This is a genomic window from Brevundimonas sp. P7753 (genome assembly GCF_013386595.1).
In the GTDB taxonomy this organism is placed as follows: Bacteria; Pseudomonadota; Alphaproteobacteria; order Caulobacterales; family Caulobacteraceae; genus Brevundimonas; species Brevundimonas bullata.
This window is the reverse complement of sequence record NZ_JACARP010000018.1, coordinates 1-19140: the sequence shown is the minus strand read 5'-3', so window position 1 is coordinate 19140 and position 19140 is coordinate 1. Positions and strand designations below refer to the sequence as shown.

Sequence of the window (19140 nt, the reverse complement as noted above, 5' to 3'; positions counted from 1 at the left end):
GCTGGAGCCGGGCGTTTTGGAGTCACGATTGCCGTTGTGCAGTGCAACATTGCGGACGATTTGGGCGGGTCAAGGCGAGGGGAAACGGAGTCACGTTTTTCGAAGTCGTTGAGATCGTTGGTGTTTTCTAGACCCCCGCTCACCTGAGTCACGATTGCCACGAACGATGACTCCGTCAGGCCTACCTCTTGACCCTGGTGCAGGTCAGACCGGAGGTAGGGGCGCGGCAGGGGCTGGGGGGTTCACCCCCAGCCGCGCCCCCAGCTAAAATCTCCACGGGCGGCGCGATCCCCAGGACCGATCTGACGATGCTGCGTCACACATATGGATCGCAACGAGCCGTTACCCCGGGGCCGGCCAGATGGTGATTGCACGATCAGCTAGGATGTCGGCTCGCTGGATGATCTGATCAATGTCCCAGGCTTCCTTGCCCATGATCTCTAGGTTGAGGCCGAGAAGGCTCTGGCTCAGCCAAGCCGCCTTGTCGGTGAAGAACAAATTCGATGCGGCGCTGTTCCCGGACACGGTGATGAGCGTGAGGTTGCCCAAGGTATGGAGCACGCCGTCGCGCGCACGGATTTGCGCGAGCATCGCTTCATCAGCGCCCGTGAACTTGTCCGCCGGCGCCATGCGTTCGTCTGGAAGAGGCCAATGCGTCGTCCATGTCTGCGGTAAGACGTGCTCCACGGACATGGCGCCGGGCCGGGGCGAATTGACGTTGAATTTGGTACGTGTGGCGCATTCGAGGTCCCACAGCAGTTCTGCGAGCCGGTCTTTACGACTGAGCGTATGATAGACGGGCTGTGTCCTGATCGCCTGACGCAGTTCTGCATCATCAGGAAATCTGACCGTGTCGCCTTTCTGGTTGGCAAAGGCAGCGCCGAAAGCTTCAACCGACACTCCGTGCTCGATGAGTTCGCGTGTCAAACGGGCGAAAGTCTTGTTCAGATTCTTGGGCGTGAGACCGCAGAGCGCCCGTCGAACAAGATAGCTGTAAATCAGGTCGTAGAGCCGAGCCTTCACCTCAGTCGGAGCATCGGACGCGGCGATCCTGAACACCAACGGATAGGCAGTCGAGACCTCCCACAGGTTCAATTTGGCACCTATCCGGGCCAAATCGCTGTCCTCCCCGCCCTGCTCAAGCGATTTATAGATGGGAGCGAACATCACGAGAGCGTCTAGTTCGGCCTCGACCGTTTCGAAGCGTGGCTTGCCTTTGGGCCGCGTGAAGGCACGGTACTCCGAGTACAGTTCACGCAACGAAATTTCCTCACCGGTTTGCGCGGTGAGTGCATGACTTAGGAAGTGGTCAATGCGGGGGCGCTTCGGCTTCGCCCTTGGGGAATCGGCCTTCCAGAATTGACCGTCCCGATCAAAGGGCCGCCACTTCTGTTCGAACAGGGCCTCGACGGATTCTCCTTGGGCCGAAGCGCGATGGAAGATGTTGTTTCGGACGAGGTCCATCGCGAGAAGCGGTTCCGCCTTGCTATTCAATGTCTCGAAGATGACCTGCGCGTCGTCGTCCTCAGACAAGGTGATCACAACCAGCTTGAGATGGTTGAGCATCGCCTGGAGAAGGGCATGAAGCCGCTTCTTCGGCGCATCGACACCATCGTCATCACCGACCGGTCCGGGCTCGCCATCATCGTCAACCAAGCCGAGGCGGGCATAGGTTTCGATGCGGTCCATGAAGAACCATAAGGCGCGCACCGCATTTGGCGCCTGTCCCTTTATCAGTTTTCCGTTCTGGTAGAACAGCCTGGGGTATTCAGCACGAACACCCTTCATCCCTTTATCTATGATCAGGTGGAAGACTGCCCGATCTTCGGGCGTGGGGATCAGTCGGAACGGCGTATCAGTGCCAGCATCTCCCAGCATCTGCGGCATATAAAGGTAGTTGTGAACCAGGGAGCCGACCTCGGGAGCCTCGATCTTGTGGCCAATCTCTCTGATCGCGGCCAGGAACAGTTGGAAGGTGGTCAGCCGCTGTTGACCGTCGATCACCTGGACGCGCGGAGTGGAGCCGATGGTGAAGCCATCGCCGCCCGGAGCCAATATCAGCGCTCCCATGTAGTGACTGAACTTTGGCTTGCCTTCCAAAGCCTCTTCAGCCTTCGCGACTACATCGTCCCAGAAAGGCCTAAGCCTGTTCTCACCCCACGCATACTGACGCTGGAAGATCGGCACCACAAACCGGCGCTGGTCGCCGAGCACGGCGATGACGGGGTGGTCCTTGGTATCCATGGCGAGTGCATTCCATCGTGCTTTGCGCCACGATAGATCGTATCCGCGACGGCGTTCAACGAACTCGTACCGATGTTCGGCTCACAGCGCGACTTCCGTCTTCAGCATCGCACCTTTCCGCCGCATAGGCGTCCTTCTCATCGTTTCCGCGCAACGGCAGAAACTGATGCTGGTTTCTCCGAACAAAAAACCCTTCATTTTCTACCAGTTGGACTTGGTCAGGAGTCACGTCAGGTGGAAAACGTGACTGGTCGAGGTAGCGGTTCAGGCGAAAAGGCTCGGAGTCATCGTTGGTGGCTGTCGTGACTCACCATTTTGGTAATTGCTTGGAGGAACTGGAGTCACGCGCGGTGGGAAACGTGACTTCCGCCTCGCCGACCTAGGCGCACCGGATACATCCGACCTCATGAGCGGAACAGTGATAGCCAGGGTTGGCATTAGACGCAGGTGCCTTGCGCGGATAGAGTTCGGCCATGGAGGCCAGCAGCCAACCAATGAGCCTAATTAAGTCAAAGAAACGCGTATCGGACCACGGAGAGGTCTTTACCCCCCTGTGGCTAGTTGAGCGGATGCTCGAACTAGTGAAGGGTGAGACCGAGCGGATAGATTCTCGCTTCCTGGAGCCCGCCTGTGGCAGCGGCAACTTCTTGGTCCCAATCCTTCAGCGAAAGCTAGCGGCGGTGGAGACGAAATACGGCCGCGACAGTTTCGGCAAGCGCATCCATGCGCTTCAGGCCCTGACCTGCTGCTATGGAATCGAACTTCTGGCCGACAACATCGCCGAATGCCACGCCAACATGCTGGAGGTCTTCGGCCAGTACCTGAACCTATTGCCGACCGACGATTTCTGGCGAGCAGGATCAAACGTTTTGTTTCTGAACCTGGTCCACGGCGACGCCTTGTCGATGCTGGCGGCGGATGGCGGTCCGATCACGTTCGTGGAGTGGGGCTACTTGGGGAATGGAAGGTTTCAGCGCCGCGATTTCCGCCTCGACGTCCTGACCAAGGTGTCCGGTTTTCGGGAGGAGGCGCCGCTGTTCGCCCACTTGGGCAAGCATGAGGTGTTCCAGCCGGTGAAGACGTATGCCCCCATGACGGTGCGCGACCTCGCCGCACTGGACGATCCGCCCCGTGGTGCCGCCGCATGACCAACCCCGCCCCCTTCGCCATGCTGAAACGCAATCCAGATGTGTTGACCTGCATCGCCAACCTGTCGAACGACGAAGTATTCACTCCGCCAGAATTCGCCGACAAGATGTTGGATACACTGGCCGAAGGCTGGGCTGCCGCGAACGGCGGGGCGAACCTATGGGCCGACAGCACGGCAACCTTCCTCGACCCCTGCACCAAGTCCGGCATCTTCCTACGCCAGATCGCCAAGAGACTGATTGATGGGCTGGCGGATGAAATTCCAGAACTCCAGGCACGGGTTGATCATATCCTGACCCGCCAGTTGTTCGGCATCGGCATCACCCGGCTGACGGGTCTATTAGCGCGACGAAGCCTCTATTGCTCCAAATTGGCCAACGGAGAGCATTCGGTTGCCCAGGACTTCGACGACGCTGACGGCAACGTCTGGTTCCAGCGGACGGAGCATGACTGGCTGGGGGACAAGTGCCACTTCTGCGGCGCGCCGCGCGCCATCTTTGACCGGGCCGAGGGTTTTGAAACCCACGCCTACGCCTTCATCCACACCGACGACCCCCAGGCTCGTCTGGCCGAAATATTCGGAGACGACATGCAGTTCGACGTGATCATAGGAAATCCACCGTATCAGCTTGCAAGCGACGGTGGGACGCGGGACGTGCCCATCTACCAGCACTTCGTTGAGCAAGCCAGAAAGCTTCAACCGCGCTTTCTATCGATGATCATACCATCAAGATGGATGACCTCTGGCCTGGGGCTAAGTGAATTCAGAAACTCTATGCTCTCAGATACAAAGTTGAGCGCTCTTATAGACTACCCGATAGCGAGCGAAGTTTTCCCCGGAGTCGAGATTAAGGCAGGAGTTTGCTACTTTTTGCGCGACGAATCCAGCAATGGACCGTGCCGAGTAACAACGATCCGGTCAGAGCAAGTCTTTGGGCCAACAGATCGTAACCTGGGTGAGTACGACGTATTTGTCAGAGATGCTCGAGCCGTGGAAATTGTCAGGCGTGTGCTCGCGCAACAGGAGCCATCTGTGAATGCGATCCTGGCCAAAGATAAAGAGTTCGGATGGACGTCGAACTTCAACGATTTTCACTCCGATCGAAGAGTCGGTGACGTTCCGATCTACTATATTAGAAATACAAAGAGGTCTTCCGGATATATAGAGCGCGACAAGATAAATAAAAGCGCCAATCTGGTCGACACATGGAAAGTGCTAGTCCCAAAGGCCTACGGTGCCGGAGAAGGAGTTCCCCATCAAATACTTGGGAAACCTATAATTGCTCCTTCACCGTCGGTGTGCACCCAGTCTTACCTATTTTTCCATTTGAACTCGAATGTTGAAGCCCAAAGCCTAGCATCATATTATTCAACTAGATTCTTTCGATTCATGGTTTCAACGCGGAAAATTACGCAGGACGCCACTCACTCCACGTATGCTTGGGTCCCCCAGCAAACTTGGGATCGCACTTGGACGGATGCCGCTCTCTATGAGAAATACGGCATCACCGCTGCGGAACAGGCCTATATCGAATCCATGATCCGCCCGATGGAGGCGGTGGATTGACCCGACCGATCGACGACATCCTGCCACGCCGGTCAGAGGTCAACCCGCGTCTGTATGCCTATGCCATTGACGCCCCGACGCACGTGGGTCTGCTGAAGATCGGCCAGACGACGCGGGAGGTGAAACAGCGAATCGCCGAACAGACGAAGACAGCTGGCATCACCCCCCGCATTGAACTGGACGAACCGGCCACTCGCGACGACGGGTCGATAGTTTCGGACCATGCATTGCGGGCGGCGCTGGCGACTAGGGGGCATGAGCGGGACAAACTCGAATGGGTGCGCTGCACGGTCGCCGATGTTCGTGCGGCGCTGAACGACCTGCGTCTAGGCCGAACAGTCGAGGGCGTGCGCGACCAGACTTTCCCGCCTCGCGTCGAGCAGCAGGCGGCGGTGGACGCAACCGCAGCCTATTTCCGATCGCGCTGGGCTGAAGACGCAGACGCTGTCCCGCGCTTCCTGTGGAACGCCAAGATGCGGTTCGGCAAGACCTTCACCACCTATCAATTGGCCCGCAAGATGGGGGCGAAGCGGGTGCTGGTCCTCACCTTCAAGCCGGCAGTCGAGGACGCTTGGCAGAGCGACCTGGAAAGCCACGTCGACTTCGAGGGCTGGCAATATCTATCTCGGGCGTCGGGGCGCGACCCTCTGGACATTGATGCCGACAAGCCGCTGGTCTATTTCGGCAGCTTCCAGGACCTTCTAGGTCGCGAGGCTGGAACCGGCGCGATTAAGGCCCGGAATGAATGGCTGCACGCCGTCAACTGGGACCTGGTAGCGTTCGACGAATACCATTTCGGTGCCTGGCGCGACACGGCCAAGGAACTATTCGAGGGCGAGACAGACACACGCGCGACCCGCCAAGAATACAACGCCGAGTTGGCTCAGGTGAACGATGACTTAGAGGAATTATCAGCGACGGAAGCCGAGTTCCTACCAATCACGACGCGGGCTTACCTCTATCTCTCGGGCACGCCGTTCAAGGCGCTTTCCACCGGCGAGTTCATCGAGGAGCAAATTTTTAATTGGACCTATACGGATGAACAGCGCGCCAAGGCGCAATTCGCCGCCAATCATCCGGGCAAGCGCAATCCCTATGCGGCCCTGCCCGAGATGCGGCTGCTGACCTATCAAATGCCGTCCGAATTGCTGGCCATCGCCAGCGGAGGCGAGTTTGATGAGTTCGACCTGAACACCTTCTTTGCAGCAACGGGGACCGGCACCGATGCAGAGTTCACGCACAAGGATGATGTGCAGAAATGGCTTCGGATTATTCGCGGCGACTATGCGCCGGGCGAGGCACTGAAGGCCGGAGCGAGGCCACCGTGGCCCTATTCCGATGCGCGCTTGTTGCCCTGGCTGAACCATTCTTTCTGGTTCTTGCCCAATGTCGCGGCCTGCGAAGCCATGGCTAATCTGCTGGCCGAGCCGCAGAACATTTTCTGGCATGACTATCAGGTCGCGGTGGCAGCAGGCGCGCGCGCCGGCATCGGGCTAGACGCCGTGCCACCAGTGCGCCGGGCCATCGGCGAGGGCTTCAAGACCAAGACCATCACTCTGTCGTGCGGCAAGCTGACCACCGGGGTAACCATCCCGCAATGGTCCTCGATCCTGATGCTGCGGAACCTTAAGTCGCCTGAGACCTACTTCCAGGCCGCCTTTCGGGTTCAATCACCCTGGTCGGTCAAGAACCCCGAGGGCGACGACCCGAACCGCGAACAGATCGTCAAGCCAGTGTGCTTCGTCTTCGATTTCGCCCCTACGCGGGCGCTTCGTCAGCTTTCAGACTATGGCATCGGCCTATCGCCAGGGGAGACCAATCCGGAGAAGGCGGTCGCGGACCTAGTCTCCTTCCTACCCGTCCTGGCCTACGATGGGGCGCGGATGACACCGATCGACGCTGGGCAGATTCTCGACATCGCCATGGCCGGAACCTCCGGCACCTTGCTGGCTCGAAAATGGGAATCGGCACTGCTGGTCAATGTCGATAACGAGACCCTGCGCCGAGTGCTGGATAGCGAGGAGGCTATGGCCGCCGTCGAGCGCATTGAGGGCTGGCGCAATCTGGGCGACAACGTCATCGAAACGATTATCAACAAGAGCGAGGCGGTCAAGGACCTAAAAAATAAGGCGCAAGACGGGGAACTGTCGGAAAAGGAAAAGCGCGAACTGACCGCCGAGGAAAAGGAATACAAATCCAGGCGGAAACAAGTTCAGGAAAAACTGATCAAGTTTGCGACTCGAATTCCGGCTTTCATGTATCTAACCGACTTCCGAGAAAACACACTTCAGGACGTTATCACTCGCATAGAGCCGGAGTTATTCCAGACTGTGACCGGACTTTCTGTCCCAGATTTCCAACTGCTCGTATCGCTTCGCGTTTTCAACACCGAGCGGATGAACGAGGCGGTGTTCGCCTTCCGTCGCTACGAAAACGCCTCACTGGGTTACACGGGCATCGACAGCCACCCCGACCTAGACTTGATCGGCGGCTACGATACCGTGGTGGTTCGCGAGCACGTCGACCAGAAGGCAACGGCTGACATCACGGGGTAGCGTCTTCGCCCTTACCGCTACCGCATTGCACGCTGCTGACGGGTGGCAGTGGCGCCAACCTTGCGCTAGAGGTCTGGAGATCGGCAAAGATTGTTAAACCCATGCGTGATTACGACGTCAGAGTCGCCGTTCGCGCGATGCTCGTTGATGAGCACGCTGGCGAAAACGACACCCGCATCGTTGAAGAAATGGGCATTTGGTCCGGCTCGGCGCGGATCGATCTTGCCGTAATCAACGGTCAACTCACTGGGTACGAACTTAAGAGCGACAGCGACACGCTTGACCGTCTGCCGGGCCAAGCGGAACTTTACAGCCGGGTCTTCGACGAAGTTTGCCTAGTGGTGGGCTCACGCCACGCCACCGAAGCGAAGCGACTTGTGCCTCGCTGGTGGGGCGTAATCGTTGCTACCGGCGTTGGAACGGATTTGGCGCTCAAGCGAGTGCGAAAGAGCAAACCCAACCCAAAACCTGATCAACTCTTGGTCGCGCGCTTGCTCTGGCGCGACGAAGCCTTGGCAGCGCTTGAAGTTCACGGTCTCGCTAAGGGCTGGCGCTCCAAGTCCGCCCCGGAACTCCATCAACGGCTCGCGACAGAACTATCGCAGACCGCGCTCTCTGAGGTCGTCCGGTCGGCACTGAAACTGAGGACCGGTTGGCTAGGGCAGGCGGTCAGCAACGAACGAGAGGTGGCGGTTGGCGCCGATCTCCACCCACGTCTGGCGGCTCCCTGGCGTCCCAGTTCCAGCTACAATTTGCTGGACTCTGCCGTCGCCCCAACAGCCGACTAGCCCCCCGAACGTAGGCTGGACGCTTAGGGTCTGCGCGTGACCTAGGTATTGCGTCGGCATCGGGATGCCGTTCTTGCCGGACACCGGACGCCCCTTGATGACGGTCCAATCATTGTCAGTCGTGTAGCGGACGCTGACCGTGGCATTGCCCATAACGAATCCCGGCGGGTCGGTCATGTCGGGGTGGGTCATGGCGTGATCACCGTAGTCCAATCGGAATGGTACCTGGGCGCGGATCGTCTGCCAAAGCCCCCACTCAAGACGAGGCACCGTATTCACCCCCAACCCGAGGCTACTCATATCCTTCGGTGCCGACGATCCGGAAAGCGTCACTGATCGCCATGCTTGCGGGTGCGGCAAAGTCAGCAGGGTGTTGAGAACCAACTGATCCAGGACACCTGCCGCGCCAAAATCAGCTAGGTGACCGGCGAGGATCACAAGATCGACGCTCTGCGGTGCCCAGCCCCCCTGGGCCAGCCATGCTGTCACAAGATGCAAGTGTCCGAGGCGAACCTTCACAACCAAGCCGGTGGCGGAACTTTGAGCGAGCGCACCAACAACAGCCATGTAGCCTGCCTGCGCTCCGTATTCGATCGCCGGAACCACCGTAACCCCCAGAACCGCCAACGCTGCGAATGTCGTCTGCATCGCTAGGCCCGAGCCGGTAGCTTCGAAATTGAACGATCCGTCTAGTCCAAGCGAACGACCTGCCCACGCTTGACCAAGGCGGGGGGCAAGGGTCGCGGGGACCTCCGTCGCCAAGTGAACCAATGGAAAGATTCGGTCTTTCGCCGCCGACGTCAGATGCGTCAGAGCGATCGCTTCGCCGGCCTTGGCGCGCAGCGACGGGACGTAACGGTAAAACAAATCGTGCCTCCCCAGACAACTTTAGAGAGGGAGACTTGGGGGGCACTCGCCTATTTGTCGAGTCCTGGATACCGACGTTCCGGTGAGTAGTTTTGTAGGCAATACCGCTCTCAACGTGGTTCGCACTATGAGGCCAACATTGTGGCGTGGTGATCGCCGTCGCGTGGTGCCGAGTCCTTATGACCGATGCTACGCCATCGTTGCCCTGGACGCCTCTTGCCTGCTCGACCTGTTTCCATGATGTAGGCCTCCGGCTCGACGCCGCTCGCCTACCCTCAGAAACCCCAGAGTTTCATCACTGCCTTTCGTTGGGGTTCAATCATCTGATTGGCCACGGCCGCAGATAGTCCACATTCCACCAAGCGATGAACACCGCACACCTCGGCCACGACGTAGTGCGCCACACATCGTTGCGTCATGGTATCCAGGGCCAGCCCAGTCCATCGCCCCTCTGCTGCGATCTGACCAATCCGTTTTCTAATTCTCTTGGGGCAAGCGGGGTGGTTGGCTGCAAGATACGCGGCGATGTCGCTCGGATTATACTTTGCCTTTGCGGCGCCCACCGCTTTGCGGGCCGGCGGTAATTGGGCGGAGATCATCTTAGGCGCTTCCGTCGAAACATTAGCCCGCTGCCCATCAACAACGGAGCCTTGCTTCCGCTTCCTTGGCAACCTGTTCTTCTCGGCGACCAGAGGCCCCCGAGGTTCGATCGCGGCCCCGGCGAATCGGGCTTCTCTGGTGAGCAGTCCGTCCGATCTCGGTTTGCTTTTGAAGCTTGGCCAGACTTTCAAAAGGGTCGACCCACCCCGATAACTGCCGCCCGCCATGATTTAAGTCCTCCTTAAAAACCCTAACTTCGCCGTCGATTGTGCGAAAGCCCGAGCGCGCCGCAATTGAATGGCTGACTAGCAGATTTGACTCGCCCCCGCCGAGCCACTTCTATGCCGGCGCTAATCGAGCGGGGGGCTAATGGATAGCAGGGTAGCAGTTCGGTTCTTTCGAGCGAGTGCGTCACCACAGGGCGTGGCCGAGTTCGGAGACATTCTCCTACAAACTATTGCCTTAGGAGGCCCTGCCGAGCGCGAGCGAGACGTCGGTGGTGGCGTCGTCGTGCGCCTAGAAAACGGAGCCCCGCAGGGGCAAACGGTCGAGGGAGATTTTTGCCGTGTTCAGCGGTTGAACATCCCGCCGCAAGCAGGCGCGGACGGACTGGCTCCAATCGTGCTCGCGCAAGGTAATGGTATCGGTCACATGGCGGCGTTCCTGTATCACCGCCCGACACGCGTCCTACTGCTCCAATCCAATAATCTGTCTGCTACGCCAAACCGCGCTGCCCAATACTTGGCGACGCTCGATCCCGCTCAGATTTTCAGCCTGGCGCCCGTGCTTACGGATGACGCGATGGAACGCTTCCGCGCCGGCAGGCCTCGATCATTCATAGTCAAGTTCGCAGGCATCGATCGCTTGGAGGTACTCGACGACCCAGACCTCGCCGTCAGTCAAGGAGCCAAGATGATTGGCGATGCCTACGATGGTTTAGAAGTTGAGATCAAAGTCAGCGTGGGTCGACGTCGGAATCACTGGCTGGAGCAGAACCGACTTACCCGCACCATCGGCCGTCTGATGGGAGAGCCTGGTATCGAGAAACTTCAATCCCAGCTTGAGGGGGACGAAAGGCCGCTAGACCTCCTTCATGAACAACTCCAGGCCAACACCGAGTTAAGGCTTCCTGAGGCCCAACCAGAGCGCCATTATCATTCCCGAAGGGACTATCTCAGGGAAGTTTTCCGCGACCATTGGCCCACGCTTGAGCGGCAGTTTGGAGCGCCAAATGGCGACGCTGCTAGATAGGACGAATAAGCTTTTTGAGGGCGCGTATCCCCATTGCGCTGGCTTTGTCGCCGCTGGCCTGGCGATCTGGCAGGGCAGTGAGATCGCCCAAGCGGTAGCGGCCCATAGCCTAAAGTTGGACCAAGCATATTCGGGCGTGTTTGGACTAGCCTCAGTCCTCACTGGCTTCCTTTTCACCTTCTACAGTTTTGTTCTCACTACGGATCGTGGATTTCTGGGCAAGGCCCGATCGTCGATCTACCTGCGACGCACATCCTCCTTCACCGTCACCGCTCTCGTCGCCGGGACTGTAGCGGCCTTGGTCTCTCTGCCTATGATGATCTGGCAGCCTGTTCTGACATCGACCATGGCTCGAACTGCGTTCGGCATCTGGTTCGGCACATCCATCTGGGCAATCTTGGCTTTTGAACGAGCCGCGCGCCTGTTCATCATCTTCTGCAATCGTCATAATCGATAGTGCGCATCGCCCCAGCCCAGTAAAATCGGGACTCGCGTACCAAGCATAGGAACGACCGTTACAGCGGCACTCTTTTAATTAATTGATTTTACTAGATAATTCTTCAGACTACGAATCTGAGGGTCGGACGTTCGAATCGTTCCGGGCGCGCCATTTATTTTCAAGAGCTTGGCGGTTGGTCGAGCTTCTTTCTTGAAGCGCTGCAGCGGCTTCTTTCCCTATTTCTGCTGATGTTTGTGCTGACGGCGAAATGCATTCGTGCGCTGGTCTGCTCGCATTCCGCCGCCATGAGAGGGCGTCTCCGCGGGATGCGTCTCGGGCGAGCCGGTCTCGAATGACGGCGTTTGCTTGACCCTAGCGAGCGGCGCTCCTAGGGGGATGGGAGGCGGGGGCCCAGGGTGATGACGCAGCAAGTATGGATGGGGCGTGGGCGCCCGGACGCTCTGACGGGCGTGGCGCAGCAGGTCGGGCGGGGGCGTCTGACGCGGAGCCGGGTGCGGATCGGGTCGACCGTGCTGGTGGCGTTGGCCGCCTTGGCGGCGCTGACGGCGACCTTTCAGACCTATGCCGATCCGCGCCTGTTGTTCATGGATGTGATCGCCGGGGCGCAGGCCTCTGGCTACTGCTGTCGCGGCTATTACGGCGTCATGTCCAACATGGGCGCGATCGGCTGGGCGCTCGCCGCAGGTGTGGCGCTATTCGCCGCCCTCTGTCTTTGGGCTCGCGGGGGCGCGCAGCCCGATTGGCTGCTGCTGGGGTTTGGCGGGGTTCTCAGTCTGGCCCTGTGCCTGGACGACCTGCTGCTGCTTCATGAATCCATCCTGCCGGGTTGGGGCGTTCCGCAGGTGGTGGTTCTCGGCGGCTATGCCTTGGCCGGTCTGGCCTATGCCTTTGCTCAACGTCGTCGACTGTTTTCGCGAGACGGCGGTTTTCTGCTCCTGGCCTTCCTCTTGCTGGGAGGGAGTATGGCCGTGGACGTCTTGCTGCATTCCACTCAAAGCTGGGTGGTTGCGGCCGAAGACGGGCTGAAGTTCGTCGGCATTTACGCTTGGCTGGCCTTCCATATCGATCTGGCCCAGCGCGCCGTTCTGGAAGGCTGAACGGCGCGCTATCCGGGGCTCAGAGCAGGGCGGTGATCGCCGCGCGGGCGGCCTCGCCCAGGTCGGGCCGCTTCAGGGCCAGGGCGACGTTGGCGCGCAGCAGGCCGATCTTGTCGCCGCAGTCGTGGGTGACGCCCTCGTATTCGTAGGCGGTGAAGGTCTGGGACTTCATCAGTCGATCCATGGCGTCGGTCAGTTGGATTTCGCCGCCGGCGCCGCGCTCCTGGGTCTCCAGCAGGTCGAAGATTTCCGGCTGCAGGATGTAGCGGCCCGAGATCGACATATTGGACGGGGCCGTGCCCTGTTTGGGCTTCTCGACCATGCCCTTCATGGCGAAGCGACGACCGTCCTGGGCGGAGGGGTCGATGATGCCGTACTTGTGGGCGGCGGCCTCGGGCACGGCTTCGACGCCGATGACGTTGCCGCCGACCTCGGCGTAGAGGTCCGCCAGCTGCTTCAGGGCGCCGGGCTGCGAATCGACGATGACGTCGGGCAGGATGACGGCGAAGGGTTCGTGGCCGATGATGTCGCGGGCGCACCAGACGGCGTGGCCTAGGCCCTTGGGCTGCATCTGGCGGGTGAAGCTCATCTCGCCGGCGGTGGCCAGCTCGGCGTTCATGGCCTCCAGAAGCTCGATCTTGCCCTTGGCCAGAAGCTGGGCCTCCAGCTCGATCTGGTGGTCGAAATAGTCCTCGATGGCCTGCTTGGCGCGGCCGGTGACGAAGACGATGTGCTCGATCCCCGCATCGCGCGCTTCCTCGACGATGTAGGACAGGATCGGTCGATCAACGACGTTCAGCAGTTCCTTCGGCGTGGTCTTGGTGCCGGGCAGGACGCGGGTCCCCAGGCCGGCCACGGGAAGAACCGCCTTGCGAAGGCGTGCGGGGGAAGTCGTCATCAGTCGTCCTGAAACAGCCGTTAGGCGCCTGTCATAGGCGCAAACCGTGACCGTTCCAAACGTGAGGGGACGAAGCAGGTTGCATCCTTCCTCCCTGTCGCAGGGCGACGGCGAGGTGGCGCGGGGCGTGAAGCGCCCGTGACGGAGGGGGCGTCTCGACAGCTGACGTTTGCGCCGCCTCCTCCACCGCTACGCGGTCCCCCTCCCCATAAAATGGGGAGGAAAGACACTCACTCCACGGTTACGGACTTGGCCAGGTTGCGGGGCTGGTCGACGTCCGTGCCCTTCTGGACGGCGGTGTAGTAGGCGAGCAGCTGCACCGGAACGGCATAGACCAGGGGCGCGATCAGAGGGTGGCAGTCGGGGGCGTCGACGCGGCGGATGCCGGCGCCGTGCGGAGCCGGAGCCGTGGCCGGGGCGATCATGATCACCGGGCCGCCGCGCGCCGCGACTTCCTGCAGGTTGGAGGCGGTCTTCTCATAGACCTCGTCCAGCGGGGCCAGGGCGATGATCGGGGTCTCTTCGTCCACCAGGGCGATGGGGCCGTGTTTCAGCTCGCCGGCGGCGTAACCCTCGGCGTGGATATAGCTGATCTCCTTCAGCTTCAGCGCGCCTTCCATGGCCAGGGGGAACATGGCGCCCCGGCCGAGGAACAGGACGTCAGTGGCCTTGGCCAGGTCTTGAGCGATGGCGCGGATCTGGCCGTCCATCTGCAGGGCCTCGGCGATCAGGCGCGGGGCCTCGAACAGGGCCTTGACCAGTTCGGCCTCTTCGTCAGCGCCGATGCGCCCGCGCGCCACGCCCGCCGCGACGGCGAGCGCCAGCAGGGCCGCGACCTGGGCGGTGAAGGCCTTGGTCGAGGCGACGCCGATCTCCGGCCCCGCGTGGGTCGGCCACAGGACCTCGGCCTCGCGCGCCATGGAGGATGAGTGGACGTTGACGACGGCGGCGGTCTTCAACCCTTGCGCCTTGCACCAGGTCAGGCTGGCCAGGGTGTCGGCGGTCTCGCCCGACTGGCTGACGGCGACGGCGACCGTGCCCGGCGTCAGGGCCGGCGAGCGGTAGCGGAACTCCGAGGCGATCTCGACGTCGCAGGGCAGGCCGGCGTATTTCTCGAAGGCGTATTTGCCGATCTGACCAGCGTAGAAGGCGGTGCCGCAGGCGACGATCTGGAGGCGGTCAACGGCGGCGAAGTCCACGCCCTGGGTCTTGGCCGTGCCGCTCACCAGGTCGAGATATTCCGACAGGGTGTGCTGGACGCTGTCGGGCTGTTCGTGGACTTCCTTCTCCATGAAGTGGCGGTATTCGCCCTTCTCGACCAGGGCCGAGGAGGCCGAGACCTGGACGATGGCGCGGTCGGCAGGGCGGCCCGCCGCGTCGAACATGTGGGCGCCCGAACGGGTCATGGCGACGTAATCGCCCTCTTCCAGATAGGAGATCTTCTGGGTGAAGGGGCCGACGGCCAGGGCGTCCGAGCCCAGGTACATCTCGCCCTCGCCCCAGCCGACAACCAGGGGGCTGCCCCGGCGCGCGCCCAGGATCAGTTCGTCCTCGCCCTCGATCAGGACGGCGAGCGCATAGGCGCCGGTCAGGCGGTCCAGGGTGGCCTTGAAGGCGTCCAGCGGGGCCATGCCCGCTGTCAGCTTGTGGTCCAGCAGGTGAGCGACGACCTCGGTGTCGGTCTGGCTCTCGAAGACGCGGCCCTCGGCCTCCAGCTCGGCCTTAAGCTCGGCGAAGTTCTCGATGATGCCGTTGTGGACCAGGCAGACGCGGCCAGCCTTGTGCGGGTGGGCGTTGGTCGTGGTCGGGGCGCCGTGGGTGGCCCAGCGGGTGTGGCCGATGCCGATGGTGCCCGTCAGCGGCTCAGCCGCCAGCACGGCTTCCAGTTCGCGGATCTTGCCCTTGGCGCGGCGGCGTTCGATGCGGCCGTCGACGATGGCCGCGATCCCGGCGGAGTCATAGCCGCGGTACTCCAGCCGCTTCAGGCTGTCGACCAGACGGGGGACGACGGCGCCTGCGCCCGTAATGCCGATGATGCCGCACATGAGGTCTGCTCCGGTGAAGGGGCGAAGCGGTCACGCTTTGCGCGTGGCCGCCGTAAGGGGTAAGCGAGAGGGTTCCGCCCGTCTCGCCCTGTGATCTTGCGTCTAGGGGAAGCGAAGGCAGGCGACATCAAAAAATGGGTTTCGGAAGGTTTCTTTGCAAATCCTCCGGTGCCCCGCCATCAAAGGAAGACGCCCTTGGGCGAGAGAAAATACTTCGGCACCGACGGCATCCGTGGTCGCGCCAACACCCATCCGATGACGGCCGAGGTGGCGCTGCGGGTGGGTCTGGCGGCGGGCAAGATGTTCCGCACCGACGACGACCGTCGCCATCTGGTGGTGATCGGCAAGGACACGCGTCTGTCCGGCTATATGATCGAGCCGGCCCTGGTGGCGGGGCTGGCCTCGGTCGGCATGGACGTGCGCACATTCGGTCCACTGCCGACGCCCGGCGTGGCCGTGATGACGCGGTCGATGCGCGCCGATCTGGGCATCATGATCTCGGCCTCGCACAACGACTATGCGGATAACGGCATCAAGCTGTTCGGGCCGGACGGCTACAAGCTGTCGGACGAGATCGAGCTGAAGATTGAGGCCATGATGGACGAGGGCCTGGATCAGGACCTGGCCCCTGCCAACAAGCTGGGCCGGGTCAAGCGCATCGACGACGCCCCGCCGCGCTACATCGAAATCGCCAAGTCGGCCTTCCCCAAGCGGCTCAGTCTCAAGGGCCTGCGCATCGCCATCGACTGCGCCAACGGCGCCGGCTACCGCGTGGCCCCGACCACCCTCTATGAGCTGGGAGCCGAGGTCTTCCCCGTCGGCGTCGAGCCGAACGGCCTGAACATCAACGCCGACTGCGGCTCGACCCATCCCGAGGCCGTGTCGGAGGCGGTGAAGCGCTATCGCTGCGACATCGGCATCGCCCTGGACGGCGACGCCGACCGGCTGATCATCTGCGACGAAAAGGGCCATGTGGTCGACGGCGATCAGATCATGGCCCTGGTCGGCCTGGCCTGGGCCCGCAAGGGGCGGCTGAACGGCGGCGGCGTGGTCGCCACCGTCATGTCCAACCTGGGGCTGGAGCGGAAGCTGAAGGCCGAGGGCCTGACGCTGGAGCGGACGAAGGTGGGCGACCGCTACGTCATGGAGCGGATGCGCGCGGGCGGCTTCAACATCGGCGGCGAGCAGTCGGGCCACATCATCCTGAAGGACTACGCCACGACCGGCGACGGCCTGATGGCGGCGTTGCAGGTGCTGGCCGTCCTGGTCGAGACCGGTGTGCCGATGAGCGAGCTGGCCCGGCAGTTCGAGCCGGTGCCGCAACTGCTGCAGAACGTGCGCTACACCGCCGGCAAGCCGCTGGAAGACGAGAAGGTCAAGGCCGCCATGGCCGAAGCCGAAGCCGCCCTGAACGGCTCGGGCCGTCTGCTGGTGCGTCCGTCCGGCACCGAAAAACTGATCCGCGTCATGGCCGAGGGCGACGACGAGGCCCTGGTCAAACGCGTGGTCGCCGACGTCTCAGCGGCGGTGAAGGCGGCGGGTCAGTAAAGGTCGGCGGGCGCCGCGAACGGCGCCCGCCAACCGCCTTAGATCGCGGCCAGGGCCTGTTGCAGGTCGGCCCACAGGTCCTCGACGTTCTCGATGCCGACCGACAGCCGCACCAGGTTGTCGCCGATGCCGCTGCGCGCCTTGGCCTCGGGCGTGTAGTCCGAGTGGGTCATGCTGGAGGGGTGCGAGGCCAGGCTCTCGGCCCCGCCCAGGCTGACGGCCAGCTTGAACAGCCGCAGGGCGTTCAGCATACGGAAGGCCTCGGCCTCGCCGCCCGGCAGCTCCAACGAGAAGGTCGAACCCGAACCCTTGCACTGGGCCTCGAAGATGGCCTGCTGTTCTGGCGAGGCGTCCGGCCCCCCGGCGGTCAGAACGGCGCTGACGCGCGGATCAGCGCGCAGGCGCTCGGCCAGGATCAGGGCGTTCTCCTGCGCCCGCTCCATGCGGATATGCAGGGTCTCCAGACTTCGCAGCAGCAGCCAGGCCGTGTGCGGATCGGTGTTGGTGCCGCAGATGGTGCGCATCTCGCCGACCCGCGCCATCACGTCGGCGGCGCCCATGCAGCCGCCCGCGATCAGGTCGGAGTGGCCGCCGACATACTTGGTCAGCGAGTAGAGGACGAGGTCGGCGCCCAGCTCCAGCGGGCTCTGCCACAGGGGGCCGAGGAAGGTGTTGTCCACGGCCACGACCGGGCGCTCGGCCTGATCCACGGCCTTGGTTCCCGCCACGGCGCGGGCGATGTCGACCAACTGGTTGGTCGGGTTGGCCGGGGTCTCCAGATAGACGGCGGCGAGGCACCCGCCAGTGGTCTTGGCCTGGGCGGCGGCGTCGATCATGGCGGCGTCCAGGGCGTCGGCGCCCTCGGCGGCGGGCACGCTGATCGCCTTGACCCCGTAGCGGGGCAGGATGCGGTCGAACAGGTATTCGGTGCCGCCATAGGCCGGGGCCGTATAGAGGATGACGTCGCCGGGACGGACCAGGGCGAGCATGGCCGTCGAGATGGCGGCCATCCCGGTCGAGAAGACCAGGGCCTTGTCGGCCTTGTCCCAGACGGCGAGGCGATCCTCGAGAATCTCGAGATTGGGGTTGTTGATGCGCGAATAGATCAGGCCGAGCGCCTCGTCCGGGTCGCGCTGGCGCAGGCCATAGGCGACCTCGAAGAAGCGCTTGCCGTCCTCGGCCGACTTGAAGACGAAGGTGGACGACTGGAACAGAGGCGCCTTGATCGCGCCCTCAGACAGGGCGGGGTCATAGCCATAGCCCATCATCAGGGTTTCAGGTGCGAGGGTGCGGCCCCCAAGCACGCGGGTGCGGTGACGGTTCATTTTTGTGTTTCCTCTCCTGACCCGGTGATAGCCGACCCGGCAAACGCCCGCCAGACGCCATGTCTCGGAAAGAAATGTGGGCCTCTTTGGAAGTTTCGACCGCAAGGCGGCGGGTCGGATCAGGCGGTCAGGCGGGCGGCCAGGGCCTCGATGCGCTGGCGGATGTCGGGCACGGCGACGGTTTCCCAGAAGGCGGCGCGGGCGGGCGGGCCGAGGACGTAGAGGTCCAGGTCCGGCGTCCCGTCGGCATGGAGGACGCGACCGGCCTGGTCGAGGTCCAGGCCGAGGCCTGAGGCGGCCAGACGGGCGCGGCCTTGGGCGATCAGGTCGGCGGTCAGGGGCGCGGTGGTCGCGTCATGGCCGGGGCCGGTGCAGTCGATCAGCCAGGGCGCCGACAGGGTCTGGGGGCCGTCCCGCGTGGTCAGATGCAGGGCGGCGGTCCGGGCGAATGCCTCGACATTGCGGATGCGTCCGGCGCGGACGGTCAGACGGCGCTCGACGAGCAGCCGGTCCAGTTCGGCGGCGATCTCGGGGGCGAGGCGGTGGCGATGGACATCCCACCACGGGCGCAGGTGACGCAGGAAGCGGGCCCGTTCGGCGTCGGCGGCCGTGCGCCACAGGTCGAGCGTGATCGGGCGATAGGCCTCCATCAGGCGTCGCCAGCCGTGGGTCTCGGCCAGCCGTCGCGCCGTCGCCAATCGGGCCGATAGGGGGCCGGCCAGGGCTTCGGGGGGCAGGTCGATGGG

14 protein-coding genes and 1 pseudogene are annotated in these 19140 nt (G+C 62.3%); 8 read left to right on the top strand and 7 right to left on the bottom strand.

Features of this window, described 5'->3' with window-relative positions:
* Positions 1 to 342: 342 nt before the first annotated feature.
* Complete coding sequence (locus HX774_RS04035; protein ID WP_178824435.1) at positions 343 to 2244, bottom strand: DUF262 domain-containing protein; 1902 nt, start codon at positions 2242 to 2244, stop codon at positions 343 to 345.
* Between the two features lie 473 nt (positions 2245 to 2717).
* Between HX774_RS04035 and HX774_RS04030 the strand changes: the two genes are divergently transcribed.
* From HX774_RS04030 to HX774_RS20360, 4 genes and pseudogenes are all read left to right on the top strand, one after another.
* Positions 2718 to 3392 (top strand): N-6 DNA methylase, encoded by a 675-nt coding sequence (locus HX774_RS04030; protein ID WP_218650261.1) that lies wholly within the window; start codon positions 2718 to 2720, stop codon positions 3390 to 3392.
* The gene (locus HX774_RS04025) at positions 3389 to 4960 is read left to right on the top strand and encodes an Eco57I restriction-modification methylase domain-containing protein (RefSeq protein ID WP_178824433.1); all 1572 of its coding nucleotides are present in this window, start codon (positions 3389 to 3391) and stop codon (positions 4958 to 4960) included. Before HX774_RS04030 ends, HX774_RS04025 begins: the two co-directional genes overlap by 4 nt.
* The gene (locus HX774_RS04020; RefSeq protein WP_178824431.1) at positions 4957 to 7515 is read left to right on the top strand and encodes a GIY-YIG nuclease family protein; all 2559 of its coding nucleotides are present in this window, start codon (positions 4957 to 4959) and stop codon (positions 7513 to 7515) included. Before HX774_RS04025 ends, HX774_RS04020 begins: the two co-directional genes overlap by 4 nt.
* Positions 7516 to 7616: 101 nt before the next feature.
* Positions 7617 to 8105: pseudogene (locus HX774_RS20360) on the top strand (sce7726 family protein); the annotation flags it as partial.
* A gap of 66 nt (positions 8106 to 8171) precedes the next feature.
* Here the strand turns inward: HX774_RS20360 and HX774_RS04010 are convergent.
* Together HX774_RS04010 and HX774_RS04005 are read right to left on the bottom strand one after the other, a co-directional pair.
* Positions 8172 to 9170, bottom strand: coding sequence for a beta family protein (locus tag HX774_RS04010; protein ID WP_178824428.1), 999 nt, complete (start codon positions 9168 to 9170; stop codon positions 8172 to 8174).
* 275 nt (positions 9171 to 9445) lie between these two features.
* On the bottom strand, positions 9446 to 9769 hold the full coding sequence (locus tag HX774_RS04005) for a hypothetical protein (RefSeq protein WP_178824426.1): 324 nt from the start codon (positions 9767 to 9769) through the stop codon (positions 9446 to 9448).
* Positions 9770 to 10193: 424 nt separating this feature from the next.
* On the opposite strand from HX774_RS04005, the gene HX774_RS04000 reads away from it, so the two are divergent.
* The 3 genes from HX774_RS04000 (at position 10194) to HX774_RS03990 (ending at position 12578) form a co-directional block, all read left to right on the top strand.
* On the top strand, positions 10194 to 11021 hold the full coding sequence (locus tag HX774_RS04000; protein WP_178824424.1) for a DUF6731 family protein: 828 nt from the start codon (positions 10194 to 10196) through the stop codon (positions 11019 to 11021).
* Positions 11002 to 11478 (top strand): hypothetical protein, encoded by a 477-nt coding sequence (locus tag HX774_RS03995; protein ID WP_178824422.1) that lies wholly within the window; start codon positions 11002 to 11004, stop codon positions 11476 to 11478. Before HX774_RS04000 ends, HX774_RS03995 begins: the two co-directional genes overlap by 20 nt.
* Before the next feature lie 401 nt (positions 11479 to 11879).
* Entirely contained in the window at positions 11880 to 12578 is a 699-nt protein-coding gene (locus tag HX774_RS03990) for a hypothetical protein (RefSeq protein WP_178824421.1), read from the top strand.
* A gap of 19 nt (positions 12579 to 12597) precedes the next feature.
* Here HX774_RS03990 and galU read toward each other — a convergent pair whose 3' ends face one another.
* Positions 12598 to 13476, bottom strand: a complete 879-nt coding sequence (gene galU, locus HX774_RS03985; protein WP_178824420.1) for a UTP--glucose-1-phosphate uridylyltransferase GalU — start codon at positions 13474 to 13476, stop codon at positions 12598 to 12600.
* Positions 13477 to 13706: 230 nt separating this feature from the next.
* Positions 13707 to 15521 (bottom strand): glutamine--fructose-6-phosphate transaminase (isomerizing), encoded by a 1815-nt coding sequence (glmS, locus tag HX774_RS03980; protein ID WP_178824419.1) that lies wholly within the window; start codon positions 15519 to 15521, stop codon positions 13707 to 13709.
* Positions 15522 to 15716: 195 nt separating this feature from the next.
* Here glmS and glmM point away from each other — a divergent pair, with 195 nt between their 5' ends.
* Positions 15717 to 17069, top strand: a complete 1353-nt coding sequence (gene glmM, locus HX774_RS03975; RefSeq protein ID WP_178824418.1) for a phosphoglucosamine mutase — start codon at positions 15717 to 15719, stop codon at positions 17067 to 17069.
* Positions 17070 to 17107: 38 nt separating this feature from the next.
* On the opposite strand, the gene HX774_RS03970 is transcribed toward glmM, so the two are convergent.
* Together HX774_RS03970 and HX774_RS03965 are read right to left on the bottom strand one after the other, a co-directional pair.
* The gene (locus HX774_RS03970; protein WP_178824417.1) at positions 17108 to 18394 is read right to left on the bottom strand and encodes a cystathionine gamma-synthase family protein; all 1287 of its coding nucleotides are present in this window, start codon (positions 18392 to 18394) and stop codon (positions 17108 to 17110) included.
* A gap of 119 nt (positions 18395 to 18513) precedes the next feature.
* A partial coding sequence (locus HX774_RS03965; protein ID WP_370523335.1) for an FAD/NAD(P)-binding protein occupies positions 18514 to 19140 on the bottom strand: 627 nt, incomplete at its 5' end.